This window comes from uncultured Ralstonia sp., assembly GCA_913056305.1.
In the GTDB taxonomy this organism is placed as follows: Bacteria; Pseudomonadota; Gammaproteobacteria; order Burkholderiales; family Burkholderiaceae; genus Ralstonia.
The window spans coordinates 1-24,339 of the sequence record CAJXMR010000034.1; the positions used below are offsets into that span (position 1 = coordinate 1).

Here is a 24,339-nt window from a genome sequence, read left to right on the forward strand (position 1 = left end):
CGGGCAGAAAGCCGATGCGCGTTTCCGGCATCGCCATCTTCGTGCGCTCGGTCACCACGCGCAGGCGCGCGGCCTGCCCCAGCCCCATGCCGCCGCCCATCGTGATGCCGTCGAGCAGCGCCACGATCGGCTTCGGGAACTGGTGCAGCGCATAGTCAAGCCGGTATTCATCGATGAAGAACTGGAGCCAGCCACCCTCGCCGCCCATGCGGTTCTGCTGGGCAATCTGGTAGAGCGAACGCACGTCACCGCCGGCGCAGAAGCCCTTCTGGCCGGCGCCGCGCAATACCAGCGCGACGATGCCATCGTCATGACGGCATTGCTCCAGCAGCACGGCCAACTGCCGCACCATGCCGTGCGACAGCGCGTTCAAGGCGGACGGCCGGTTCAACGTGATGATGGCGACGCGGTTGACCACGCGCATCAGCACTTCGGGTTCGGCAGCCACCGCTTCAGGCTGCGCCACGGGCATCTGGACGGCGCTCATTGCAGCGCCTCCGATTCGGGTGCGGTGTGCCAGCGCGGGGCACGCTTCTCCAGGAAGGCGTTCACGCCTTCGCGCTGGTTCGGATGGTCGAACAGGTCGACAAAGCGCTCGCGCTCGATGGCCAGGGCAGCCGAGCGCGGCACGCCGTTGCGCGCCTGGTGGATCAGGTGCTTGCTGTAGGTGACGCCCTGCGGGCTCAGCGTCGTCACGCGTTGCGCCATGGCGATGGCGGCGTCGCGTGCGGCGCCAGTCTCCACCACCTCTTCCACCAGGCCGATGCGCAGTGCGGTTTGCGCGTCGACGCGCTCGCCGGTCAGGATCATGCGCTTGGCCCAGCCCTCGCCCACCAGCCACGGCAGGGTCTGCGTGCCGCAGCCGCAGCACAGCAGACCGACAGCCGTCTCGGGCACGGCCAGCTTGGCATGCTGCTCGGCAATGCGGATGTCGCACGCCAGCGCGCACTCCAGCCCGCCGCCCATCGCAAAGCCGTTGATGGCAGCGATCACCACGGGGCGCGCGTTCTGCAGCGCCTCGAAGGCGGCGCCGAAGCGCGCAGCGGCTTCGCGCGCCACGTCGCGGTTGCCGTCGGCAAAGGTGTTGAGGTCCGCCCCGGCGCTGAAGAACTTCGGGCCGTCGCCGGTGATGACCAGGGCGCGCACGCGCGGGTCGGCGTTCAGCTTCTCCACGGTGGCCTGCAGTTGCAGCAGCCCTTGCGGCGTGAAGGCGTTGGCCGGCGGGCGCTTGAGCGTGACCAGCGCAACGGCATGGTCGTCGTTCACGTAATCGAGTTCGATCATCAGGCGCCCCCTTCCTGACCTTCGTGACGATAGAGCTTGATGACGGCGGAGAAGTCCAGCTTGCCATCACCCTGGCTGCTGACGGTCTGGTAGAGCTGCTGCGCCAGCGCGCCCAGGTAGACCGGCTGGCGGACCGCCTTGGCGGCGTCACCCGCCAGGCCCAGATCCTTGAGCATCAGGTCGGTGCCGAAGCCGCCGGTGTAGCCGCGCGAGGATGGCGCGGTCTCGATCACCCCGGGAAACGGGTTGTACGTGTCCGAGCTCCAGCAGCGGCCGGTGGACGTGTTGATGATGCCGCCCAGCACCTTCGGGTCGATGCCCAGCGCTTCGCCCAGCGACATGGCCTCGGCCACGCCGGCCATGGTGATGCCGAGCACGAGGTTGTTGCAGATCTTCGCGCCCTGACCGGCGCCGGTGTCGCCGCAGTGCACGAGGTTCTTGCCCATGGCGGAGAGCACCGGCCGCACCTGCTCGAACGCCGCCACGCTGCCGCCCACCATGAAGGTGAGCGTGCCGGCTGCCGCGCCGCCCGTGCCGCCCGAGACCGGCGCGTCGATAAACGTGTTGCCGTGCTCGGCCGCCAACGTGGCACACGCCTTGGCGCTGGCCGGGTCGATCGTGCTCGAATCGATGATGGGCACGCCCTGGCCGATACCGGCCAGCACGCCGTCCGGCGCGGTCAGCACGCTGCGTACATGTGCCGCAGCCGGCAACATGGTGATGACGATCTCCGCGCCAGCCACGGCCTCCTTGGGCGAAGCGGCAGCCGTGGCGCCGGCTTCCACCAGCGACTGCACCGCCTGCGCGTTCAGGTCAAACACGCTGAGCGCATGGCCCGCCTTGAGCAGGTTGCGCGCCATCGGGGCGCCCATGTTGCCCAGGCCGATGAAAGCGATCTTCATGACAACGCTCCTTGGTCGATCAGCGCAGGCTGATGGTGGTGTTCACGCCGCCGGCGTCCACCGCATCGTCAAACCAGCGCGCGGTGACGGTCTTGGTCTGCGTGTAGAACTGCACGACCTGCTTGCCGTACGGGCCCAGGTCGCCCAGCTTGGACCCGCGCGAGCCGGTAAAGCTGAAGTACGGCACCGGCACCGGAATCGGGATGTTGATGCCGACCTGGCCGACGTCGATCTCGCTCTGGAACTTGCGCGCCGACGCGCCGCTCTGCGTGAACAGGCCCACGCCGTTGCCGAACGGGTTACGGTTGACCAGTGCGATGGCCTCGTCCAACGTCGGCACCGTCACCACCAGCAGCACGGGGCCGAAGATCTCGTTGGTGTAGATGTCCATGTCGGTGGTCACATCGGTGAAGATGGTCGGGCCGACGAAGTTGCCGTCTTCGTAACCCGCCACGCGCACGTTGCGGCCGTCCAGTGCCAGCGTGGCGCCCTGCTGCACGCCAGATTCGATCAGGCCGAGGATGCGTTGCTTGGCCGCGCGCGAGACCACGGGGCCGACATCGGTGCCCGGCTCCACGCCTGCATTGACCTTGAGCGTCTTGGCCTTCGCGATCAGATCCGGTACCCACTGCTGGGCAGCGCCCACCAGCACCACCACGGATGTCGCCATGCAACGCTGCCCAGCCGCGCCAAAGCCCGCGCCCGCCAGCGCGTTGAGGGTCTGCTCCCGATTCGCATCCGGCAGCACCACGGCGTGGTTCTTCGCGCCCATCATCGACTGCACACGCTTGCCGTGCTCGCTACCGAGGCGGTACACATGCGTGCCCACAGCAGTCGATCCAACGAACGAAATCGCTTTCACGTGTTCATGCGTGCATAGCGCATCGACCACATCCTTGCCGCCGTGCACGACGTTCAGCACACCAGCCGGCACACCGGCTTCGAGCGCCAACTCCACCAGCAGCATGGTCGACAGCGGGTCCTGCTCCGAGGGCTTCAGCACGAAGGTGTTGCCGCACACGATGGCCATCGGGAACATCCACAGCGGGATCATGGCCGGGAAGTTGAACGGCGTAATGCCGGCACACACGCCGATCGGCTGGCGCAGCGTGTAGGTATCCACCGCGCCGGCCACGTTCTCCAGGAATTCGCCCTGCTGCAGCGAGCCCACCGAGCATGCATGCTCGACCACCTCCAGCCCGCGGAAGATGTCGCCCTCGGCATCGGGCAGCGTCTTGCCCTGCTCGGCCGTGAGCGTGCGGGCGATGCGCGGCATGTGTTCGCGGATCAGCGCCTGGAACTTGAGCATGATGCGCATGCGCGCGCCCACCGGCGTGTGCTTCCAGGTGGCAAACGCGGCATGCGCGGATTGGATGGCCGCGTCGACTTCCTCCGTCGTGGCAAACGGCACGCGTGCCAGGACTTCCTGCGTGGCCGGGTTCACCACATCGCGCCATTCGGCCGAACGCGATTCGACAAACTCGCCGCCGATCAGCAGCTTGACGGTGGGCACGCTGTCCTGGCGTGCGGCAGGCTGGACTGAAGAGAGGGAGGCAACGGCGCTCATGGGGGGTCTCCTGTACGAATCGATGGCGATTGGGATGACGACGGGTTTCAGCGGGGTTCGGCGAAATCTTCTTCCCAGTACTCGCCGGGCAGGCGAGCCGGGTCGGGCGTACGCTCCAGTTCAAGGCGGCGCAGTTCCACCCGGCGGATCTTTCCGGAGATGGTCTTGGGCAGCTCGCTGAACTGCAGGCGGCGGATGCGCTTGTAGGGCGCGAGCTTCTCGCGCGAGAAGCTGAACACCGCGCGAGCCAGCTCGGGGCCAGCCTCGTAGCCTTGGCGCACCGTCACGAAGGCCTTGGGCACCGACAGGCGCAGCGCGTCGGCGCTGGGCACCACGGCGGCTTCAGCGATGGCCTCGTGCTCGATCAGCACGCTCTCCAGCTCGAAGGGGCTCAGGCGGTAGTCGGACGACTTGAACACGTCATCTGTGCGGCCGATGTAGACGAAGTAGCCGTCGTCGCGGCGCAGGGCGACGTCGGACGTGTGGTAGTAGCCGTTGCGCATGGCATCGGCCGTCGCTTTGGCGTTGTTGGCGTAGCCCTGCATCAAGCCCAGCGGGCGATGCGACAGCGGCAGCACGATCTCGCCTTCGCTCGCCGGTTGGTCGTCATGGTCGACCAGTTCGACACGGTAGCCCGGCAGCGGGCGCCCCACCGAGCCGGGCACCACCGGCTGGCCCGGCGTGTTGCCGATCTGGCAGGTGGTCTCGGTCTGGCCGAAGCCGTCGCGGATGGTCACACCCCAGGCGGTGCGCACGCGCTCGATGATCTCGGGGTTCAGCGGCTCGCCTGCGCCAACGATCTCGCGCAGCTTGACCGCGTACGACGCCAGCGGCTCCTGCACCAGCATCCGCCACACGGTGGGCGGCGCGCACAGCGTGGTCACGTTACAGCGCACCAGCACGTCCAACGTGTCCTTCGGCACGAAGCGCGCGTAGTTGTAGACGAACACGCAGGCCTGCGCATTCCACGGCGCGAAGAAGCAGCTCCACGCATGCTTGGCCCAGCCGGGCGAGCTGATGTTCCAGTGCACATCGCCGGGCTGCAGGCCGATCCAGTACATGGTCGACAGGTGCCCGACCGGATAGCTCTGGTGCGTGTGCTCGACCAGCTTGGGCTTGGACGTGGTGCCCGAGGTGAAGTACAGCAGCAGCGGATCAGTGGCGCGCGTGGGGCCGTCGGGGATGAACTCGGCGCTCGCGCTGTAGGCGCCGGCCAGATCAACCCAGCCGTCGCGCTGCGCCCCCACGGCGATGCGCTTGACGCCCGCATCGACCGTCTCGAACTTGTGCAGCTCCGCCGCATCGACGACCACGCCGGTCGCGCCGCCCAGCTCCACGCGGTCGCGCACATCATCGGGCGAGAGCTGCGTGGTGGCGGGCAGGACGACGGCGCCCAGCTTCATCGCCGCCAGCATCACGTCCCACAGCTCGACGCGGTTCGGCAGCATCAGCAGCAGGCGGTCGCCACGCACGATGCCGAGGCCGCGCAGGAAGTTCGCCATACGCGAAGACCGTTCGGACATCTGCGCGAACGACAGCTTCAACCCGGGCTGCTGCGGATCATCGACGATCCACAGCGCCGCGTTGTCGTTGCCGCGCGCCATGACGTCGAAGTAATCCAGCGCCCAGTTGAACTCGCCCAGCACGGGCCAGCCGAACTCGCGGTACGCGCGATCGTAGTCGGTGCGATGGCGCAGCAGGAAATCGCGCGCTTCGACAAAGTCCTTCGAGCCCTTTGCTGCAGATGCCACTTCGTTCATCGTCGTCTCCTGGTCGGCGCGTATGCGCTCTGTGTGTTCGGTCGCGATTTGTCGACCCATTCGGCGCAGGGCGTGCTAGACGTGCCGCGCGATCACCATCCGCTGGACTTCGCTGGTGCCTTCGTAGATCTGGGTGATGCGTGCGTCGCGGTAGTGGCGCTCGACGGCGTAGTCGGCCAGGTAGCCGTAACCGCCGTGGATCTGGATGGCGTTGGAGCAGATCTCCTCGGCCAGTTCAGACGCGTAGAGCTTGGCCTGCGAGGCTTCGGACAGGCAGGGCTTGTCCGCACTGCGCAGCCGCGCCGCGTGGTGTACGAGCAGGCGCGCCGCGTTCAGGCGCGTGGCCATGTCGGCCAGCATGTTGGCGATGGTCTGGTGCTCGCGCAGCGCCTTGCCGAACTGGATGCGCTCGTTCGCGTAATTGCGGGCAGCGTCGAACGCGGCGCGCGCGATGCCTACCGCCTGCGCGGCGATGCCGATGCGCCCGCCTTCGAGATTGGACAACGCGATCTTCAAGCCCTCGCCCCGCTCGCCCAGCAGGTTGGCTTCAGGCACGGCGCAGTCTTCGAGCGAGATCGGGCAGGTGTCCGACGCACGGATGCCGAGCTTGTGCTCCGGCCGCCCGACGTGGAAGCCCGGCGTATCGGTCGGCACGATGAAGGCGGAGATGCCACGCTTGCCGGCCTCAGGGTCGGTCACGGCAAACACGATAGCGAGATCGGCCCGCGCGCCGTTGGTGACGAACTGCTTGCTACCGGTGATGACCCAGTGGCCGTCGCGCAGCACGGCACGCGTGCGCAGGTTGTTGGCCTCCGAGCCCGCCTGCGGCTCGGTCAGGCAGAACGCGCCGATGGCACGGCCGGTGGCCAGGTCCGGCAGGTAGCGCGCCTTCTGCTCGTCCGTGCCGAACTTGAGGATCGGGCCGCAGCCGACCGAGTTGTGCACGCTCATCATGGTCGCGCAGGCGGCGCAGCCGGCGGCCACCTCTTCGAGCGCGAGCGCATAGGCCACGTAGTCCGTATAGGAGCCGCCCCACTCGGGCGGCACGATCATGCCGAGCAAACCCAGGTCGCCCATCTGCTTGACCACCTCGTCTGGCAGCTGGGCGTCGCGGTCCCACTGCGCCGCATGGGGCGCTAGGCATTCCGTGGCGAAATCGCGCGCGGCGTCATGGATCATCCGCTGTTCTTCGGTGTAGAAGTCGTCCATCGCTTGTCTCTGCTCTTGCTGCCGCCATGGCGCCGGGGGTGCGGGCGCTTTACACTGTGGCGCCCCGCGTGCCGCTCATGTGCTGCCGTCGCGGTCCGGGTCATTCGATTGGGAACGAGTCTAGGCATCCGCTGGCGTGGCTTCGATGCCCGTCACGATCAATCTGCGTGAGCGGATTTGCCATGCCGGATGCCGTCACCCGCCATGCGCGGGTTGCTTGCTACGACGATGAAGAAAAACGAAAAAGGCACCATCTCCATGCGCCTCGTCGAAGAGACGCTGGCGCTCGCCCGCGCACGTGGGCTCGACGTACAGCCGATGGCGGCCGCCGCAGGGATAGCGCCGCAGATGCTGGCTTCGCCCAAGAGCCGTATCTCTTCCGCGCAATACGGGGCGCTGTGGGCAGGCATTGCGCAGGCGCTCGACGACGAGTTTTTCGGCCAGGACTCGCACCCGATGCGTAGCGGCAGCTTCATCGCCATGACCCAGGCCGCCTTGACCGCGCGCACCGGCAAGCAGGCGCTGCAGCGCGCCGTCGGGTTCATGCGGCTGGTGCTGGACGACCTCGCCGTGCAGGTGCAGGTGGATGCCACGCGCGTGCGGCTCGAATTCGCGCATCGCCCGGGCACGCCCGCGCCAAAGATGTTCGCCTACGCCACGTGGTTCATCATGGTCTACGGCCTGACCTGCTGGCTGGTGGGCCGGCGCATTCCGCTCATCGCGGCACGCTTCCAATGCTCGGCGCCGCCGGCCGAGCAGGAGTACCGGCTGATGTTCTGCGATGACCTGACGTTCGATCAGGATGCATCGTATGTCGACCTGCAGCCCGGCTTCCTGGCGCTGCCGGTGGTGCAGACGGCGAAATCGATCAAGGCCTTCCTGCGGGATGCGCCGGGCAGCTTCGTGGTCAAGTACCGCAACCCCGATTCCTTTGCCGCGCGCGTGCGCAAGACGCTGCGCGCGCTGCCGGTCTCGGCATGGCCGGCGTCCGACGCGATGGCGCTCAAGCTGAACGTGGCCGAGGCGACCATGCGCCGGCGGCTGAAGCTGGAGGGCCACACCTACCAGTCGATCAAGGACGACCTGCGGCGCGACATCGCCATCGCCGAGTTGCAGGACACCGACCACACCATCGCCGACATTGCGGCGGCGGTCGGCTTTGCCGAGCCCAGCGCGTTCCACCGCGCGTTCCGCAAGTGGACCGGCATGCGCCCAACCGATTACCGGCTGGCGCACCCGCTGTAATATTCAGTTACAACTTTCAATGTCGTGTTTGTCGATTTCGCCCAGCCGTCATTCGACGTGCAAATAGAGGCGCGAACATCTCGCGACTTCCCCATCCCCAAGGAGAAACAACATGCGATTCATGGTTCTGCGACTGGCTGACAAGGACACCGAAGCCGACGTAACGCCCACCGAGGAACTGTTTGCCGCGATGGGCAAGTACATGGAAGACCTCGCCGGCGCCGGCGTGCTGCTGGGTGGCGAGGGCCTGCACCCAAGCTCGCGCGGCGCGCGCGTGGAGTTCAAGGGCGGCAAGCCGACCGTGATCGACGGACCGTTTGCCGAGGCCAAGGAGCTGGTGGCCGGTTACGCCATGCTGCAGGTCAAGTCGCTGGAAGAGGCGCTCGAGTGGGTCAAGCGCTGGCCGGCGCTGGATGCCGGCGGCAATGTGCGGCTGGAGATCCGCCGCGTGTTCGAGGCGGAAGACTTTGGCGCCGCCTTCACGCCCGAAGAGCGCGAGCGCGAAGACCGCCTGCGCGCTGAATTGGCGGCCAAGCAGCAGTAAGCATCCGCCCGGGCCATGGCCGATTCGACACAAGCAACAACAGCCACGGCCGCCATCCACCGCACCATCGAGGCGGTGTGGCGCATCGAATCGGCCAGGATCATCGCCGGACTCGCCCGCCTGCTGCGCGACGTGGGCCTGGCCGAAGAGCTGGCGCAGGACGCGCTGGTGGCGGCGCTGGAACAATGGCCCGCGACGGGCATTCCCGACAACCCGGCCGCATGGCTCACCGCCACCGCCAAGCACCGCGCCATCGACCGCCTGCGCCACCACACCCTCGCGCAACGCAAGCACGAGCTGCTGGCGATCGAGCTGGCAATCGAGCAGGAGCTCGCCCAGGCGGATGCGGAAACCGCACGCGACGATGACATCGGCGACGACCTGCTGCGCCTGGTCTTCATCGCCTGCCACCCGGTGTTGCCGCACGAGGCTCGCGTGGCGCTCACGCTGCGCCTGCTGGGCGGCCTCACTACTGATGAAATCGCGCGCGCCTTCCTGGTGCCGGAGCCGACCGTCGCGCAGCGCATCGTGCGTGCCAAGCGCGCGCTCACGGCGGCGCGCGTGCCGTTCGAGCTGCCCGAGCCGCAGTTGCTGCCGGAGCGGCTGTCCGCCGTGTTGCAGGTGATCTACCTGATCTTCAACGAAGGCTATGCCGCCACCGCCGGCGACGACTGGACCCGCCCCACCTTGTGCGAAGACGCGCTGCGCCTGGGCCGCATCCTGGCCGGGCTGATGCCGAATGAGGCGGAGGTGCACGGCCTGGTCGCGCTGATGGAGCTGCAGGCTTCGCGCCTGCGCGCCCGCGTGGGCCCGGGTGGCCGGCCAATCCTGCTGCTCGACCAGGACCGCGGCCGTTGGGACCATCTCCTCATCCAGCGCGGCTTTGCAGCACTGGCCCGCGCGGAAGCCTGCGGCCACGGCCTGGGCCCCTATGGCCTGCAGGCCGCGATTGCCGCCTGCCACGCCAGCGCCCGCACCGCCGAGCAGACCAACTGGGCGCGCATCGCTGCGCTGTACGACGCGCTGGCGCAGGTCGCGCCCTCGCCCGTGGTCGAACTCAACCGCGCCGTTGCCGTGGCAATGGCGTATGGGCCGGCGGCCGGGCTGGAGATCGTCGATGCACTGCTGGCGGAACCCGCCTTGCGCGACTACCACCTGCTGCCCAGCGTGCGCGCCGATTTCCTCGCCAAGCTCAACCGCCTGGACGAGGCCCGCGCCGAGTACGAGCGCGCCGCTGCCCTGGCACGCAACCGGCAGGAGCGCGCGCTGCTGCTTGAACGTGCCCAGCGTTGCCGGCCGCCGGGCTGAACGCGCGGCACGCCGATTGCTGAGAGACGGGGGTTGCCGATGCCCCACCGGCGGCAATCACACCCGCCACCCGTTCTCGCGTGAACCGTTCTTCCGATTCCCTTCAAAGCATCCAGGCGCTGCGCGGCTTTGCGGCGCTGTATGTCGTGGTCTTCCACTCCGGGCTCGCGCTCGCGCATCCTGACTTCCCTGCGCTGGCATGGCTGACCACCTATGTGATCAAGCGCGGGTACGTTGGCGTGGACGTGTTCTTCGTCATCAGCGGCTTCATCATCGCGTGGGTAGCGGTGGTGGGGCCGAAGGGGCCGGAGACGCCGGGCGCGTTTCTCGTCAAGCGCGCATTCAGGCTAGCGCCGCCGTATTGGTTGATGACGGCGCTGCATTCGGCATGGTTCAACCCGGTATCGGCGGGCGTGTTGGCGGCCTCGCTGGCGTTCCTGCCGCAGGCCAACGCGGATGCGCCTTATCTTGGCTATCCCGCGCTCTATGTCGGCTGGTCGCTGAACTACGAGGCGTTCTTCTATCTGCTGTGCGCACTCGGGCTGGCGCTGCTGGGCCGGCGTGCGCTGTGGCTGGTGGCGCTGGCGCTGTTCACCACCACGGTCATCTTGCCGTTCTGGCACACGGGTGCGGTGCTGCGCGATCCGCAGGCGATCTACCCGTGGGCCACACCGATGCTGGCGCTGGCCGCCAACCCGCTGGTGCTGGAGTTCCTGCTCGGCGCAGGCCTGGCGTGGCTGTACGCGGCGCATCGACACCGCCTCACGCCGGCACGCGCGCGTCTGCTGCTCGCGATGGGCGCGGCCGCGTTCGTCGCCTCGGTCATCGGACCGGTGCCCAAGTTCGATCTGCTGGCGCGCGGGTTGCCCGCGGGTGCGCTGCTGGCCGGGCTGGTGGCCGCGGAATACTGCGGCACATTGCGCGTGCCGCGCGTGGCCGTGTGGTTGGGTGAGCTGTCGTACGCGCTCTACCTTGTGCACCCGACCGTCATCGAAGCCACGCATCGGCTGGTGGGCGTGATCGCACCGGAGCGGATCGGTGCGCAGCTGATGCTGTTCGGCGCGAACCTGGCGCTGACGATCATGCTGGCCATGCTCCTGCACCGCTACGTCGAGCAGCCCGCCATTGCCTGCGGCCGCAAAGCGGTCAGCTGGATGCGCGGGTGCGAACTCGCCTGGCGCGCACGGCTGGGCATGCAGAAGCCCTGAGCCGATGCGCCCTGCAACGCTGCTACCATGGCGGCCATCCACCCGATGTGCCGCCCCACATGTCCCGCGTCAAGAACGAAGACGAATTCGAGCTGCGCCGAGAAAACGTGCTCGATACCGCCGCCGAAGCCTTTGCAGCCGACAGCTACCCGAGCGTGTCGATGAACCAGCTCGCCGCGGCGTGCGGCGGCTCGAAGTCGCGGCTGTATCACTACTACGAAGGCAAGGAAGCGATCCTGTTCGACCTGCTCGACCGCTACACCAAGCGGCTGGCCGACCTGGTCGAACGCGCCGAGCGCGATGCGCGCCACGCCAAGCTCTCCGCCCGCGCCACGCTGCACCTGCTGATCCGCACCTTCCTGGCCGAATACGCCACCTCGCGCACGCGCCATGTGGCACTACTCAATGACGTGAAATACCTGTCGCCGGAGCAGCGCGACATCGTGCTCGCGCGCGAGCGGGAAGTCGTCGCAGCCGTGGGTCGGCAACTGGGGGCGGCGTATCCCGACAAGGTGGACGACGCCAACCGCACGCCCACCACGATGATGCTGTTCGGCATGATGAACTGGACGTTCACCTGGCTCAAACCCGATGGCCCGCTCTCGTACGAGGGCTACGCCGAAATGGTGATCGACATGCTCGATAACGGGCTGGGCGGCGCGCCAGCCTGAGCTACGCCGTCGAACGCGTCAGACGCATCGACACCGAGAAGCCGTCGGCCGGATGCACCGTCACCGAGGCCTCGAACATTTCCCCGTCCGCGTCCAGATACCGGCGGACGATCTTCAGCACGGGGTCACCTACGTTCAGGGTCAACGCCTTCGCAATGCGCACATCAGTCAGCGTGGACGCCCGCACGTCCTGGTGGATCTCCGCGATCTGCCGGCCGTAGCGTGACTCGATCAGCGAGCTGACCAGCGTGCTGGGCGATTCGCGCACCATGTCGCCGATCTCCGCGTAGGCCGGATCGATGTAGACGTCGGTCCAGCCCATCGGGGCGGCGTCCTTGCCGCCTTCCATCCGCAGGCTGGAGATACGCAGCCAGCGTGCGCCGCTGGCGCAGCCGATCTCGTTGGCGACATCGGCAGGCACCGCCACCGCCTCCACGGCCTGCACGGCACGCAGGTGCTCCGTGCCGAACTGCACCAGGTCTTCCACCGACGCCAACGTGGGCCGGAACACCGCTTTCGGCTGCGCGGCTTCCACGCGCGTGCCCACATTCTTGCGCCGCGAGACCAGCCCGAGCTGCTGCAGCTCCTGCAGCACCGCCCGCACGGTGTAGCGGCTGGCCTGGAACTGCTCGCACAACTCGAATTCCGTCGGCAACAAGGTGCCGACCGGAAAGCGCCCGGTAGTGATGCCGTCGAGAAGCTGCCGGGTGATGTCTGTCGAAGTCGATTTGCTCATGGATGGCTGTTTCGTCACATTAGGGCGAGCGCGGGTTAACCCGCCTTTCGTCAATATGTTCGAACATATTTAATATCGATATGTTCGAACATATTAGCCAACCCGCCTCGTTCACACAAGCTAGCACCATGTCCATCCAAGCCCTGTCTCCTCACACGATTCCGGCGGCCAGCACCGTCATCGATTCCGCCCTGTTCCGCGACGCCTTCGGCACCAAGGCGATGCGCCAGATGTTTTCCGACGGCGCGCTCGTGCAGCGCTACATCGACGTCGAGATCGCGCTGGCCAAGGCCGAGGCGCGCGTCGGCGTGATCCCGGCCGAGGCGGCCGCCGCCATCGCCCGCGAATCGCGAATCGAGCGCATCGACTTCGACCACATGCGCGAGGAGACCGACATCGTCGGCTACCCGATCCTGCCGCTGGTGCACCAGCTCGTGGCGATGTGCGGCGAGGCCGGGCGCTACGTCCACTGGGGCGCGACCACGCAGGACATCATGGACACCGCCGTCGCGCTGCAGGTGCGCGATGCGCTGGACAGCATCGATGCGGACATCCGCGCGCTGCGCGGCATCCTGGCCGATCTGGCTACCAAGCATCGCAACACGCCAATGGCCGGCCGCACCCACCTGCAGCAAGCTTTGCCGGTGACCTTCGGCTACAAGGCCGCGATCTGGCTGGCGATGTTCGACCGCCACCAGCAGCGCGTTGCCGAACTGCGCCCGCGCGTGGCGGTGGTGGAGTTTGCCGGCGCGGCAGGCACGCTGGCTTCGCTCGGCGGCCAGGGCGACAACAAGGGCTTCGACGTGCAGCGCGCGCTCGCCGAAGAACTCGGCCTCGGTGTGCCGGCGACGACGTGGCACGTGGCACGCGACGGCTTTGCCGAAGCGGTGAACCTGCTGGCACTGATCACCGGGTCGCTGGGCAAGATCGCACTCGACATCATGATCATGGCGTCGACGGAATTTGCGGAAGTCTACGAACCCTTCGTCAAGGGACGCGGCGCCAGCAGCACGATGCCGCAGAAGCGCAACCCGATCTCCAGCGAACTGATGCTCGCCGCTTCCAAGGCGGTGCGCCAGCATGCGGGCCTGATGGTCGATGCCATGGTGCAGGACTTCGAGCGCGCGACCGGCCCGTGGCATGCCGAGTGGATCGCGATTCCCGAGAGCTTCATCCTGACCGCCGGCGCGCTGCATCAGGCCAAGTTCGCGCTGGGCGGGCTGATCGTCGACACCGATCGCATGAAGCACAACCTCGGCATCAGCCGCGGCCTGATCGTGGCCGAGGCGGTGATGATGCAGATGGCGCCGTTCACGGGGCGCCAGCAGGCCCACGACATCGTGTACGACGCCTGCCGCACGGTGAACGAACACGGCGGCACCCTTGCCGACGCGCTGGCAGCCCTCCCGCAGGTCACGCAGCACTTCAGCCGTGAGGCGATCGACCGCATGACCGATCCGGCCAACTACCTGGGCCTCGCGCCGCAGATGGTCGACCGGGCCATCGAACTGTCCAGCCAGATCTGATTGGCGACGGTGGAGGAGCACACATCATGATCAACGACCAAGCCTCACGCCAAGAGTCGATCGCCCCGGCCGCAAAGCGCCCCTGGTACAAGAAGCTGGGCATGCAGGTGCTGGCGTCGCTGGTGCTGGGCATTGCCGCCGGGCTGCTGTTCCCGAAAGTCGGCGCGCAGCTCAAGATTCTCGGCGACGTCTTTCTCGCCCTCATCAAGGCGGGGGTGGCGCCGCTGGTGTTTCTCACCATCGTGCACGGCATTGCCTCGGCGGGCGACGTCCGTAGCGCGGGCCGCGTCGGCTGGCGTTCGATCGTCTACTTCGAGCTGGTATCAACCATTGCGCTGGCCGTGGGCCTGCTGGCCGGCAATCTGTTGCAGCTGGGCAAGGGCATGACCGCCGTCACGGCGGGTGCCATGCCGGCGATAGCGGCGAAGGCGGCACCGCAGGGCTTCCACGAGTTCGTCATGCACCTTGTGCCAGACAACTTCATCGGCGCGTTCGCCAGGGGCGAGCTGCTGCAGGTCGTGGTGCTGGCGGTCATGGTCGGCATCGGCATTCTCGCGATTCCAGAAAGCCGGCGCGTGCGCATCACTGCAGGCCTCGACCTGATCTCCGAGGTGCTGTTCTCCTTCGTCAACCTGGTGATGAAGCTGGCGCCGCTGGGCACCTTCGGCGCCGTCGCCTTCGCCGTGGGCAGCAACGGGACCACCGTGCTGATCGCATTGGCGCAGCTCGTGTTGAGCTTTTATGCGGTCGTCGCGCTATTCATCGTCGTGGTGATGGGGCTGATTGCGCGGCTGGCGGGCTTCAGCATGTGGCGCTTCATGCGGTACATCAAGGACGAGATCCTGATCGTACTGGGCACCGCCTCGTCGGAGAGCGCACTGCCCCGCCTGCTGATCAAGCTTGAACGGCTGGGCTGCGCCAAGCAGACCGTCGGGCTGGTCTTGCCGACAGGCTATGCGTTCAACCTCGACGGCACGTCGATCTTCATGTCGATGGGCGTGATGTTCATCGCCCATGCGTACAACGTGCCCATCACGTTCGAGCACCAACTCGGCATCCTGCTGCTGATGCTGCTGACCTCCAAAGGCGCGGCGACGGTATCGGGCGGGTCGTTCGTGGTGTTTGCCGCAACGGTGACGTCAACCGGCATCCTGCCGGTGGAAGGACTGGCGGTGATCTTCGGGGTGTACCGCTTCATGTCAATGGCGATCGCCGCGTGCAACACGATCGGCAACAGCCTCGCCACCGTGGTGGTGGCCCGCTGGTCCGGCACGTTCGACAGCGCGACAGCGCAGCGCCACCTGTACCCCGAGCGCTATCCCCTGACTGCACGCGCCGACGCTGGGCTGGATGACGGCAATCTGCTGCCGGAAGACACCAGCGAGGCCAATCCTCACCCGCCGGGCATTTCACTCAAGAATGCCGGGATCTCGCACTGAACGCCAGACAGCGTCTGAGCGCGACCACGCTCGGCCGCTGTTTGCGACGGGCCCTAGCGCTCGTCGTAGCTGACCACCACGTGCTGCGTGAGCGGCCGCGCCTGGCAGGTCAGCACGAAGCCCTGCTGGATCTCCCAGTCTTCCAGCGTGAAGTTCTTCTCCATCTCCACGCGGCCTTCCAGCACCTTGGCGCGGCACGTGCAGCAGACCCCGCCCTTGCACGCGTAGGGCAAGTCGAGCCCGGCGCCCAGCGCGCTGTCCAGCACCTTGGCATCGCCCGCCATCGGCACATGGTGCGACTTGCCGTCCAGCACCACCGTCAGGTCGATCTCCCCCGCGATGGCCGCCTTCCTGCGCGGCGCGGCCGTACCCGCCGCGCCAACAGGCACGCCAAAGCGCTCCGCATGCACGCGCTCGCGCGGCACGCCGGCGTCCAGCAACGCGGCCTCCACCGCGTCGATCATCGTCGACGGGCCGCAGACGAAGGCGGCGTCGATGTCGTCGGGCGGGATCAGCGTGGACAGGAACGCGCGCACCTTGTCGGCATCGAGCCGCCCGTTGAACAGCGCGATCTCCTGCGACTGGCGCGACAGCACGTGGTACAGCGCAAACCGATCGAGGTAGCGGTCCTTCAGGTCTTCCAGCGATTCGGCAAAGATGATGCTGTCGATATCGCGGTTGCCATAGACCAGCGTGAAGCGGCTGTGCGGCTCGGCGGCCAGCGTGGTCTTGACGAGCGACAGGATGGGCGTGATACCGCTGCCGGCCGCAAAGGCGACGTAGTGGCGCGCGCTCTCAGCGGCCAGCGGCACATAGAAGCGGCCGTCGGGCGGCAGCACGTCGAGCGTCTGGCCGACGCGGATGCGGTCGTGCAGGTGGTTGGAGAACACGCCCGCGTCGACACGCTTGACGGCTACGCGCAGCTCGCCGTGGGCGTCATAGTCCTGCACCGCGCAGCAAATGGAATACGAGCGCCGCACCTCGCCCTGATTGGGCACCTGCCCTGCCGGCACACGCAGCGTCAGGAACTGGCCTTGTGTGAAGCGATAGGCGTCGCGCAGGTCGTTCGGCACGTCAAAGCGTACGGAAATCGTATCGACGGTCTCACCTCGGACTTCAGCGACGCGCAGCGGGTGGAATTGCGGTGTCATGGCGATCCCGGTTCAGTAGGGCTTGAAGTAATCGAACGGCTCGCGGCAGGCGCGGCAGCGGTACAGCGCCTTGCAAGCGGTGGAGCCAAAGGCGGAGACCAGCACCGTGTCGTGCGAGCCGCATTGCGGGCAGGCCACGCGCTCGGCCTCGGCGGGTCGGATCAGCTTGATCGGCCGCGCACCACCTGCCGCCACTACATGCGCCGGCGGCGCGATGCCGAAGTCGTGGAGCTTGCGCCGCCCTTCCGGCGTGATCCAATCGGTGGTCCACGCCGGCGACAGGACCGAGCACACACGGTAGGCGCCCACGTCGGCTGCCTGCAATGCGCGACGCACGTCATCGGCAATCTGGTCCATCGCCGGGCAGCCGGAATAGGTGGGCGTGACGGTCACCACCAGCGTACCGGTGCCGTCGATCGATACGTCGCGCAGGATGCCCAGCTCGGCAATCGTGACGACGGGGATTTCCGGATCGGTCACAGCTGCAAGCGCCGCGTACGCACGCGCCAGCCGGGCGGCACCCGGCTGCAGGCCGCCCGTGCTGGTGGCGATAACAGGCTCGGCTACCACGATGCCCCCGGGAATTGGTGGGCGAGGCCCTGCATCTCTGCCAGCAGGAAGCCCATGTGTTCGGAATGCACGCCATGCTTGCCGGTGCTGACATACGGCCCAGCCTCCGGCCACGCTAGCGTGGCTTCGTCGAGGGCATCACGCACGGTGGCCTCCCAAGCTGCACGCAACTCGGTCGGCCGCACGCCGATGCCGGCTTCGGCAACGGCATCCTCCACGTCGTCCGTGGTGAAGAACTCATTGGTGTACGGCATCAGCCAATCCAGCGCGGCTTGCGCACGCGCGTGCGATTCCGCCGTGCCATCGCCAAAGCGCACCAACCAGTCGCGCGTATGGGCCAGGTGGTAGCGCATCTCCTTGACCGACTTGGCGGCGATGGCGGCCAGCTCGGCATCGGTGGAGGCCGCGAGCGCCTCCCACAGCGGCACCATCAGGGCCGCATACAGGAAGTGGCGGACGATGGTGACGGCGTAGTCGCGTTGGCTGGCGGCGGTGGCGCTCAGCGGACCGGCGTGCGGCAGCTCCAGCAGCGTGTAGTTGCGGAAGGCGGCCTCCGCGCGCCAGTAGGCGTAGTCGTCTTCCGTGCGCGGCGTGCCGGTGAGCGCGGCTTCAAGCTGGCCCGCGTGCGTGTAAAGCAGGCGCGCTTGGCCGATCAGGTCCAGGCTCAGGTTGGACAGCGCGATGTCCTCTTCCAGCACGGGGCCGTGGCCGGTCCATTCGGCGTTGCGCTGGCCGAGGATCAGGGCGTTGTCAGCCAGGCGCAGCACGTACTGCAGATGGGCGTCGGTGCTCATGGCCATCACATGTGGTTGACTTCGTCCGGCAACCGATAGAACGTCGGGTGCCGGTAGATCTTGTCGGCCATCGGGTCGAACAGCATGGCCTTGTCGTCCGGCTCGCTGGCGGTGATGGCGGCCGAGGGCACGACCCAGATCGAGATGCCTTCCTGCCGACGCGTGTACACGTCGCGCGCCATCTGCAGCGCCTGCTTGGCGTCAACCGCATGCAGGCTGCCGCAGTGCTTGTGCTCCAGGCCCTGCTTGCTGCGGATGAAGACTTCCCACAGCGGCCATTCGTGTTGATGCATGGTGTGCTCCTTCGGCTCAGGCGGCTTGTTCGGCGGGTGGGTTGTCGCGCTCGGCGCGCTTGCAGGCATAGGCGAGCGCGGCTTCGCGCACCCATTCGCCTTCATCGTGCGCACGCTTGCGGGTGGTCAGGCGCTCGCGGTTGCAGGGGCCATGGCCGTCCAGCACGCGCTTGAATTCGGACCAGTCCAGCGGTGAGAAATCGTAGTGACCGCGCGCCTCGTTCCATTGCAGGCCGGGGTCGGGCAGCGTCACGCCCAGCACGCGCGCCTGCTCGACAGTCGCGTCGACAAAGCGCTGGCGCAGATCATCGTTGGAGATGCGCTTGATGCCCCAGGCCATGGTCTGCGCGCTGTTGGGCGATGCGGTGTCGGGCGGGCCGAACATCATCAGCACCGGAAACCACCAGCGGTTGACGGCGTCCTGCACCATGTCGCGCTGCGCCTGGGTACCGCCCATCATGGTCAGCAGCGATTCATAGCCCTGGCGCTGGTGGAACGACTCCTCCTTGCAGATGCGGATCATGGCGCGCGCATACGGCCCATACGAGCAGCGGCACAGCGGCACCTGGTTCATGATGGCCGCGCCGTCGACCAGCCAGCCGATCACGCCCACGTCGGCCCAGGCCAGCGTCGGGTAATTGAAGATCGATGAATACTTGGCGCGCCCCTCGTGCAGCGCGTCGATCATCTCGTCGCGCGTGCTGCCGAGCGTCTCGGCGGCGGAATAGAGATAGAGGCCGTGGCCCGCCTCGTCCTGCACCTTGGCCAAGAGGATGGCCTTGCGCTTGAGCGACGGCGCCCGCGTGATCCAGTTGCCCTCGGGCAGCATGCCGACCACCTCCGAGTGCGCGTGCTGCGAGATCTGCCGCAGCAGCGTCTTGCGATACGGCGCGGGCATCCAGTCCTGCGGCTCGATCTTCTGGTCGGCGCCGATGCGCGCGTCGAAATGCGCCTGCAACGCCGCCTCGTCCTGGGCGACGTCTGCCAGTTCCTGTGCTGTGGGTACGCCGCCAGGAAGATCCAGGCTTTGGGTATACATGCCGTCCTCCGATCGCATTCAGATCATGTGCTCGCAACGCTATACGGGCACACGTTGTGGGCGCATCGATTATAAGCCGTCCGACCGGTCGGTCAATAACGGGATATCCCCAGCCAGCCTTGCCTAGAATGCACAGACGGATGGAACCCGGCCTACCAAAAGTGCACAATGCAATACTTTCAATAGGCCGGTGGTTCGACCAGAATCCACGTCGTCGCCACGGCACCGCCTGTTACGGCCACCGCCTCGTCCGGCCGAACCCGGCTCCACTCGCCCCCAACCGCTCCTATGGAGAATGCATACCATGCTCAAGATCATCGCGATCGTCATCGTGGTCGCCATCGTTGTCGTGCTCGGTCTGGCCGCCACGCGACCGGACACCTTCCGCATCCAGCGTGAAGCCGACGTCAAGGCGCCGGCCGACAAGGTCTTCCCCTTCATCAGCGATTTCCACCGCTGGACGGCCTGGTCGCCGTGGGAAAAGCTCGACCCCAGCATGAAGCGCAGCTACGGCGGCGCCGCCAGCGGCAAAGGCGCGACCTATGCGTGGGAAGGCACCGGCAAGGTCGGTGCGGGTCAGATGGAGATCACCGATGCGGCGCCGAACCTCGTGAAGATCAAGCTCGACTTCCTCAAACCGTTCGAAGCCCACAACACGGCGGAATTCACACTGGAAGACCGCGGCGGCACCACGCACGTGACCTGGGCGATGTATGGCCCGAGCCCGTTCATGTCCAAGGTGATGGGCCTGTTCTTCAACATGGACGCGATGATCGGCAAGGACTTCGAGACCGGTCTCGCCAATCTGAAATCCGCTGCGGAGTCCTGAGGCACCGCTGCGCTTCATCGGAGCTTTCATGACGCATGGCATCGACGAACGCAAGCGCTGGCTTGCCCTCATCGTGCTCTGCCTGGGCGTGCTGATGATCGTGCTGGACACGACCATCGTGAACGTCGCGCTGCCGTCCATCCGGGCGGATCTGGGCTTTACCGAGACCGCGCTGGTGTGGGTGGTCAACGCCTACATGCTCACCTTCGGCGGCTTCCTGTTGCTGGGCGGACGGCTGGGTGACCTGTTCGGCCATCGGCGTCTGTTCCTGCTGGGGATCACGCTGTTCACGTTGGCATCGGCGGCTTGTGGGCTGGCGAACTCGCAAGGGTTGCTGATCGCCGCGCGCGCCGTGCAGGGGCTGGGCGGGGCGGTGGTCTCCGCCGTGTCGCTGTCGCTGATCATGAACCTGTTCACCTCGCCGGCCGACCGCGCGAAGGCGATGGGCATCTACGGCTTCGTGTGCGCGGGCGGCGGCAGCATCGGCGTGCTACTGGGCGGGCTGCTGACCAGCACGTTGAGCTGGCACTGGATCTTCCTGGTCAACCTGCCGATCGGGGTGGCGGTGTATGCGGCGTGCGTGGCGCTGCTGCCGGCGGGGCAGCCGCTGGCGGATCGCGCCAAGCTGGACGTCGCCGGCGCTATCGCCGTCACCGCCTCGCTGATGCTGGCGGTGTACGCCATCGTGCACGGCAACGAGGCGGGCTGGGCGTCGGCGCAAACGCTGGTCCAACTCGGCATCGCCATCGCGCTGATGATCGCCTTCCTCGTCATCGAGTCGCGCGTGTCGCATCCGCTCATGCCGCTGCACATGTTCGCGCTGCGCAATGTGGCGACGGCCAACGTGGTGGGCGTGCTGTGGGCGGCGGCGATGTTCGCGTGGTTCTTCATCTCTGCGCTGTATCTGCAGCGCGTGCTGAACTACAGCGCGATGGAAGTCGGCCTGGCCTTCCTGCCGGCCAACATCATCATGGCGGTGTTCTCGCTGGGGCTGTCGGCCAAGCTGGTGATGCGCTTCGGCATTCGCGCGCCACTGTCGATCGGGCTGCTGGTGGCGGCGGTCGGGCTGGTGCTGTTTGCGCGCGCACCAGCGGACGGCAGCTTCGTCATGCACGTGCTGCCCGGCATGGTGCTGCTGGGCTTGGGTGCCGGCGTGGCCTTCAACCCGGTGCTGCTGGCGGCGATGAGCGATGTCGCGCCGGATGAATCGGGGCTGGCTTCGGGCGTGGTCAACACGTCGTTCATGATGGGCGGCGCACTGGGGCTGGCCATCCTTGCCAGCCTGGCGGCGGCGCAGACCAACCGCCTTGCGGCCGCCGGTGCGGACGCCAATATCGCCCTCAACGGCGGCTATCGCCTCGCCTTCCTGCTGGGGGCGATTGCCGCCGCGCTGGCCGCAGTCTTGGCCGGGGTGTTCGTGCGCACGCGTGCGCATGATGCGACCCACGGGCATGCCGGCGCGGAGCAATCGCCCTCCGCGCCAATCTGAGCGCGCAGCGCCCCGCGAAGCAAAACGGCCACCCGAAGGTGGCCGTTTTTTTCTTGCGCGTTTCGCTTACATCGGCTTCGGTGCAATCACCATCCAGCCGACGCCAAAGCGATCGACCAGCATGCCGAACGCATTGGCAAAGAAGGTCTCCGTCAACGGCATCGTCACTTGACCGCCGTCGCCCAGCGCCTTGAACGTGCGCTCGGCCGCGGCCTTGTCGGCCACGTCGACGGACAGCGAGAAGCCCTTGAACTCGGACTTGCCCGAGACCATGCCGTCGGACGCCATCACGACGGCATCGCCGATGCGGAAGGCCGCGTGCATGACCTTGTCGGCCGGAGGCACCACACCGCCGCACTGCTCAGCCTTCGGTTCGGCTCCGGGGGGCGCGTCCTTGTAGCGCATCAGCATGTCGACTTTCGCGCCGAGCGTCTTCTTGTAGAACTCCAGCGCCTCTTCACAACGACCTTCAAAGAACAGATAGGGTTGAACAGACATCACAGCTCCTTGGTGGTGAACAACGCAGGCCGCGATCGGTCACGGCCTTGGGGGAAAACACAACATCGTGCAAAGCACGTCATGCGCCGACGGTTTCGGAAACCGGCATCGGCACCGAAGCGTGCTCATGCACGACCAGCCAGCGCCCGTCGATCTTGCGGAAGCACGCGGTGGCGCGCGTCTGCGCGTCGTGCCGGGTGCCGTCGCGATATCGCGCGCGCAGCCGGTTCACGCTAAAGCAATAGGCCAGATCGCCACCCACCGCCAGTTGCAATTCGACGAACTGGAAATCGACAGGGCCGTCGTCGAGCGCGTCGAACCAGTCCTGCCAATTGCAGCGATACGGCTCGGCACCCTTCACAAACAGCGGCGGCATCACATCGAACACCACGACGTTGGGTGCGTAGTGGCGCATCACCGCGTTCACGTCCTTGGCGCGCACGGCCGCGGCCCATTCCTGGATCAGCGCGCGAATCTGGGACTCGTCGTCTGCTGCAGTTAACACATCCGTCATGTCAGCCTCCTGAAAAAGCTTGGCAATTCACATCGCCAACGACTACGGTGTAATTGTGAACACTGTCCACAAACAATAGCAGAGATAATGGACAGTGTCCACATGGAGATGGCATGACCCAGGAGCCTCCTCGCCCGCCCACGCGGGCAACCTATCGCCACGGTGATCTGCGCCGCGCACTGCTCGACGCCGGCATCGAACTGGCGCGCGCCGGCGGGCCAGACGCAATCGTCTTGCGCGAAGCCACGCGGCGCGCCGGCGTGGTGCCCAATGCGGCCTACCGGCATTTCGAAGGGCGCCAGGATTTGCTCCAGGCCGTGCGCGCGGCCGCCCTCGCAGCCCTGGCGCGCGCGATGGAAACCGAGCTGGCACAGATCGACCCGACGCTCTCCGACGCCGATCAGGCGCGTGGCGCATTGCGCGCGGTCGGCGTGGGCTACCTGCGTTTTGCGCAAATGGAGACCGGCCTGTTCCGTACCGCATTTGCCGTGCCCGACGAGGTGGAACACGACGTCGACCCTGACAAGGCCGGCGACAGCGGCCTCAACCCGTTCCAGCTGCTCGGCTCGGCACTCGATCAGTTGACCGCCGCGGGCGTGCTACCGCTGGAGCGCCGCTTTGGCGCCGAATACCTCGCATGGTCTGCCGTGCACGGGCTCGCTCTGCTGATCATCGACGGCCCGTTGCGCGGCCGCCCGCCCGAGCAGACCGGCGCCATCGCGCTGCGGCTACTGGCCATGGTGGAGAACGGCCTGTAGCGCAAATCGGTGTCGGCGCCCCCTTCTAACGTCATGCGCAACGCTTCGTTTGCCTGCGCAAGGTTCGATGCAACGATGACGGCCTCTGTCGCGCAACGCCCACCCGGCGTAAGCGCGACGCATATCCATCGGAGCAACCTTCCGCCACGAGGCCATCACCGTGACCCAAGCCGATCTCGACATTGCCCCCGTGCGCTACTCCGGCGCGCTGGAGAAAGCCCTCTTCGACCGCGTCGCTGCCGTGCACGCGCCGCACCTGCCGCCCGCGCGCGTTGACCCGCCGCGCGACGCGCAAACATCGGAAGAGCTGGAAGGCGTGATCGACTACGCCGTGTGGAATGCCGCGCACGACCTTTTCATCGTGCAGCTGGCGAGCGCCGGGTTGGACCGCCTGTTCCGCGACGACCCCGATTTCCAGCTCGCCCTGTCGCGCCAGATCGGCGATGACGGCTTTCATGCCGTGGCCTCGCGCGAGCGCATCCGCGTACTGTCGGGCCACGACCAGATCGAGCGCATCGCGCAGGACGTGCGCCACCACTGGGACGTACTGGGCGACACCCCGCTCACGAGCTGGGCCGCCTTTCTCGCGTGGGAATTTCATTACGAGCACCACATCCTCGCGCGCCTGGCGGTGAACCGCCGCACCTCGCGCGTGCTCGACCTCGCCAATCGCGACTTTGCCGAGAACCGCATCATGCCGGACGAGGAGGTGCACCGCATCCTCATCACGGAATGGTGGCATCGCAAGCTCGATGGCGCCTCGCCGGCGCAACGCGAGCAATGGACGGGCGAGGTGCTGGAAGCGGACGAACACCTGCAGACACTGCTGGGCGACTACCTGCGTGAATCCTGGGCGCTCAACGCACGCGCGGCGGGCATCGACACGCGCAACCACGCGCCGCTCTATGACGCGTGGCGACGCGAGATCCTGGGCGTGCTGCTGCAGCGCCCCGCCGACAGCCTGCCCACCCTCACCAGCCTGGCCGCATAACCGGGCCACATGCG

General features: G+C 67.0%; 25 protein-coding genes. 11 read left to right on the forward strand and 14 right to left on the reverse strand.

Annotated features, from left to right (window positions below):
• The 6 genes from QZ609_RS08365 to QZ609_RS08390 all read right to left on the reverse strand — a co-directional run.
• Nucleotides 1-487 (reverse strand): enoyl-CoA hydratase/isomerase family protein (locus QZ609_RS08365; RefSeq protein WP_295493206.1); only part of this gene is annotated, 487 nt, incomplete at its 3' end.
• Nucleotides 484-1,284, reverse strand: a complete 801-nt coding sequence (locus QZ609_RS08370; protein ID WP_295493209.1) for an enoyl-CoA hydratase — start codon at nt 1,282-1,284, stop codon at nt 484-486. The genes QZ609_RS08370 and QZ609_RS08365, both read right to left, overlap by 4 nt.
• A complete protein-coding gene (gene mmsB / locus QZ609_RS08375; protein WP_295493211.1) occupies nt 1,284-2,186 on the reverse strand; it encodes a 3-hydroxyisobutyrate dehydrogenase in 903 nt (300 codons plus the stop codon). The genes QZ609_RS08370 and mmsB overlap by 1 nt, the downstream gene beginning before the upstream one ends.
• A 19-nt stretch (nt 2,187-2,205) precedes the next feature.
• Nucleotides 2,206-3,753, reverse strand: coding sequence for a CoA-acylating methylmalonate-semialdehyde dehydrogenase (locus tag QZ609_RS08380; RefSeq protein ID WP_295493213.1), 1,548 nt, complete (start codon nt 3,751-3,753; stop codon nt 2,206-2,208).
• Nucleotides 3,754-3,800: 47 nt separating this feature from the next.
• On the reverse strand, nt 3,801-5,513 hold the full coding sequence (locus tag QZ609_RS08385; protein ID WP_295493215.1) for an AMP-binding protein: 1,713 nt from the start codon (nt 5,511-5,513) through the stop codon (nt 3,801-3,803).
• A 75-nt stretch (nt 5,514-5,588) separates the two neighbouring features.
• Nucleotides 5,589-6,722: an acyl-CoA dehydrogenase gene (locus QZ609_RS08390; RefSeq protein ID WP_295493218.1), complete on the reverse strand. Its 1,134-nt coding sequence runs from the start codon at nt 6,720-6,722 to the stop codon at nt 5,589-5,591.
• A gap of 228 nt (nt 6,723-6,950) precedes the next feature.
• Here QZ609_RS08390 and QZ609_RS08395 point away from each other — a divergent pair, with 228 nt between their 5' ends.
• The 5 genes from QZ609_RS08395 to QZ609_RS08415 all read left to right on the forward strand — a co-directional run bounded on the left by QZ609_RS08395 (nt 6,951) and on the right by QZ609_RS08415 (nt 11,698).
• Entirely contained in the window at nt 6,951-7,967 is a 1,017-nt protein-coding gene (locus QZ609_RS08395) for an AraC family transcriptional regulator (RefSeq protein ID WP_295493219.1), read from the forward strand.
• A gap of 112 nt (nt 7,968-8,079) precedes the next feature.
• Complete coding sequence (locus tag QZ609_RS08400; RefSeq protein ID WP_295493221.1) at nt 8,080-8,511, forward strand: YciI family protein; 432 nt, start codon at nt 8,080-8,082, stop codon at nt 8,509-8,511.
• A 15-nt stretch (nt 8,512-8,526) separates the two neighbouring features.
• Complete coding sequence (locus QZ609_RS08405) at nt 8,527-9,819, forward strand: RNA polymerase sigma factor (protein WP_295493223.1); 1,293 nt, start codon at nt 8,527-8,529, stop codon at nt 9,817-9,819.
• A gap of 80 nt (nt 9,820-9,899) precedes the next feature.
• Complete coding sequence (locus QZ609_RS08410) at nt 9,900-11,027, forward strand: acyltransferase (RefSeq protein WP_295493225.1); 1,128 nt, start codon at nt 9,900-9,902, stop codon at nt 11,025-11,027.
• A 59-nt stretch (nt 11,028-11,086) separates the two neighbouring features.
• Nucleotides 11,087-11,698 carry a TetR/AcrR family transcriptional regulator gene (locus tag QZ609_RS08415; protein ID WP_295493227.1) on the forward strand — a complete coding sequence of 204 codons (612 nt, stop codon included), beginning with the start codon at nt 11,087-11,089 and terminating at the stop codon, nt 11,696-11,698.
• Between the two features lies 1 nt (nt 11,699).
• On the opposite strand, the gene QZ609_RS08420 is transcribed toward QZ609_RS08415, so the two are convergent.
• Nucleotides 11,700-12,434 carry a GntR family transcriptional regulator gene (locus QZ609_RS08420; protein ID WP_295493229.1) on the reverse strand — a complete coding sequence of 245 codons (735 nt, stop codon included), beginning with the start codon at nt 12,432-12,434 and terminating at the stop codon, nt 11,700-11,702.
• Nucleotides 12,435-12,562: 128 nt separating this feature from the next.
• Between QZ609_RS08420 and QZ609_RS08425 the strand changes: the two genes are divergently transcribed.
• Both QZ609_RS08425 and QZ609_RS08430 read left to right on the forward strand, forming a co-directional pair.
• Nucleotides 12,563-13,960, forward strand: coding sequence for an adenylosuccinate lyase family protein (locus QZ609_RS08425; protein ID WP_295493231.1), 1,398 nt, complete (start codon nt 12,563-12,565; stop codon nt 13,958-13,960).
• Between the two features lie 26 nt (nt 13,961-13,986).
• On the forward strand, nt 13,987-15,399 hold the full coding sequence (locus tag QZ609_RS08430) for a cation:dicarboxylase symporter family transporter (protein WP_295493232.1): 1,413 nt from the start codon (nt 13,987-13,989) through the stop codon (nt 15,397-15,399).
• Nucleotides 15,400-15,452: 53 nt separating this feature from the next.
• On the opposite strand, the gene paaE is transcribed toward QZ609_RS08430, so the two are convergent.
• Genes paaE through paaA form a run of 5 tightly spaced genes read right to left on the reverse strand, consistent with a single transcriptional unit; the run spans nt 15,453 to nt 19,246 of the window.
• Nucleotides 15,453-16,550, reverse strand: coding sequence for a 1,2-phenylacetyl-CoA epoxidase subunit PaaE (paaE, locus tag QZ609_RS08435; RefSeq protein ID WP_295493234.1), 1,098 nt, complete (start codon nt 16,548-16,550; stop codon nt 15,453-15,455).
• Nucleotides 16,551-16,562: 12 nt separating this feature from the next.
• Nucleotides 16,563-17,102, reverse strand: a complete 540-nt coding sequence (gene paaD / locus QZ609_RS08440) for a 1,2-phenylacetyl-CoA epoxidase subunit PaaD (RefSeq protein ID WP_295493273.1) — start codon at nt 17,100-17,102, stop codon at nt 16,563-16,565.
• A gap of 11 nt (nt 17,103-17,113) precedes the next feature.
• The gene (gene paaC, locus QZ609_RS08445) at nt 17,114-17,914 is read right to left on the reverse strand and encodes a 1,2-phenylacetyl-CoA epoxidase subunit PaaC (RefSeq protein WP_295493236.1); all 801 of its coding nucleotides are present in this window, start codon (nt 17,912-17,914) and stop codon (nt 17,114-17,116) included.
• 5 nt (nt 17,915-17,919) lie between these two features.
• The gene (paaB, locus tag QZ609_RS08450) at nt 17,920-18,207 is read right to left on the reverse strand and encodes a 1,2-phenylacetyl-CoA epoxidase subunit PaaB (RefSeq protein WP_295493238.1); all 288 of its coding nucleotides are present in this window, start codon (nt 18,205-18,207) and stop codon (nt 17,920-17,922) included.
• Between the two features lie 16 nt (nt 18,208-18,223).
• The gene (paaA, locus tag QZ609_RS08455; RefSeq protein WP_295493240.1) at nt 18,224-19,246 is read right to left on the reverse strand and encodes a 1,2-phenylacetyl-CoA epoxidase subunit PaaA; all 1,023 of its coding nucleotides are present in this window, start codon (nt 19,244-19,246) and stop codon (nt 18,224-18,226) included.
• A 304-nt stretch (nt 19,247-19,550) separates the two neighbouring features.
• Here paaA and QZ609_RS08460 point away from each other — a divergent pair, with 304 nt between their 5' ends.
• On the forward strand, nt 19,551-20,075 hold the full coding sequence (locus tag QZ609_RS08460; protein WP_295493243.1) for an SRPBCC family protein: 525 nt from the start codon (nt 19,551-19,553) through the stop codon (nt 20,073-20,075).
• Nucleotides 20,076-20,103: 28 nt separating this feature from the next.
• The gene (locus QZ609_RS08465) at nt 20,104-21,564 is read left to right on the forward strand and encodes a DHA2 family efflux MFS transporter permease subunit (protein ID WP_295493245.1); all 1,461 of its coding nucleotides are present in this window, start codon (nt 20,104-20,106) and stop codon (nt 21,562-21,564) included.
• 66 nt (nt 21,565-21,630) lie between these two features.
• Here QZ609_RS08465 and QZ609_RS08470 read toward each other — a convergent pair whose 3' ends face one another.
• The gene (locus QZ609_RS08470) at nt 21,631-22,062 is read right to left on the reverse strand and encodes a VOC family protein (protein WP_295493248.1); all 432 of its coding nucleotides are present in this window, start codon (nt 22,060-22,062) and stop codon (nt 21,631-21,633) included.
• Nucleotides 22,063-22,141: 79 nt separating this feature from the next.
• Complete coding sequence (locus QZ609_RS08475) at nt 22,142-22,576, reverse strand: SgcJ/EcaC family oxidoreductase (RefSeq protein WP_295493250.1); 435 nt, start codon at nt 22,574-22,576, stop codon at nt 22,142-22,144.
• A gap of 113 nt (nt 22,577-22,689) precedes the next feature.
• On the opposite strand from QZ609_RS08475, the gene QZ609_RS08480 reads away from it, so the two are divergent.
• Together QZ609_RS08480 and QZ609_RS08485 are read left to right on the forward strand one after the other, a co-directional pair.
• Complete coding sequence (locus QZ609_RS08480) at nt 22,690-23,334, forward strand: TetR/AcrR family transcriptional regulator (protein ID WP_295493252.1); 645 nt, start codon at nt 22,690-22,692, stop codon at nt 23,332-23,334.
• A gap of 160 nt (nt 23,335-23,494) precedes the next feature.
• A complete protein-coding gene (locus tag QZ609_RS08485) occupies nt 23,495-24,325 on the forward strand; it encodes a hypothetical protein (RefSeq protein ID WP_295493255.1) in 831 nt (276 codons plus the stop codon).
• Nucleotides 24,326-24,339: the final 14 nt, after the last annotated feature.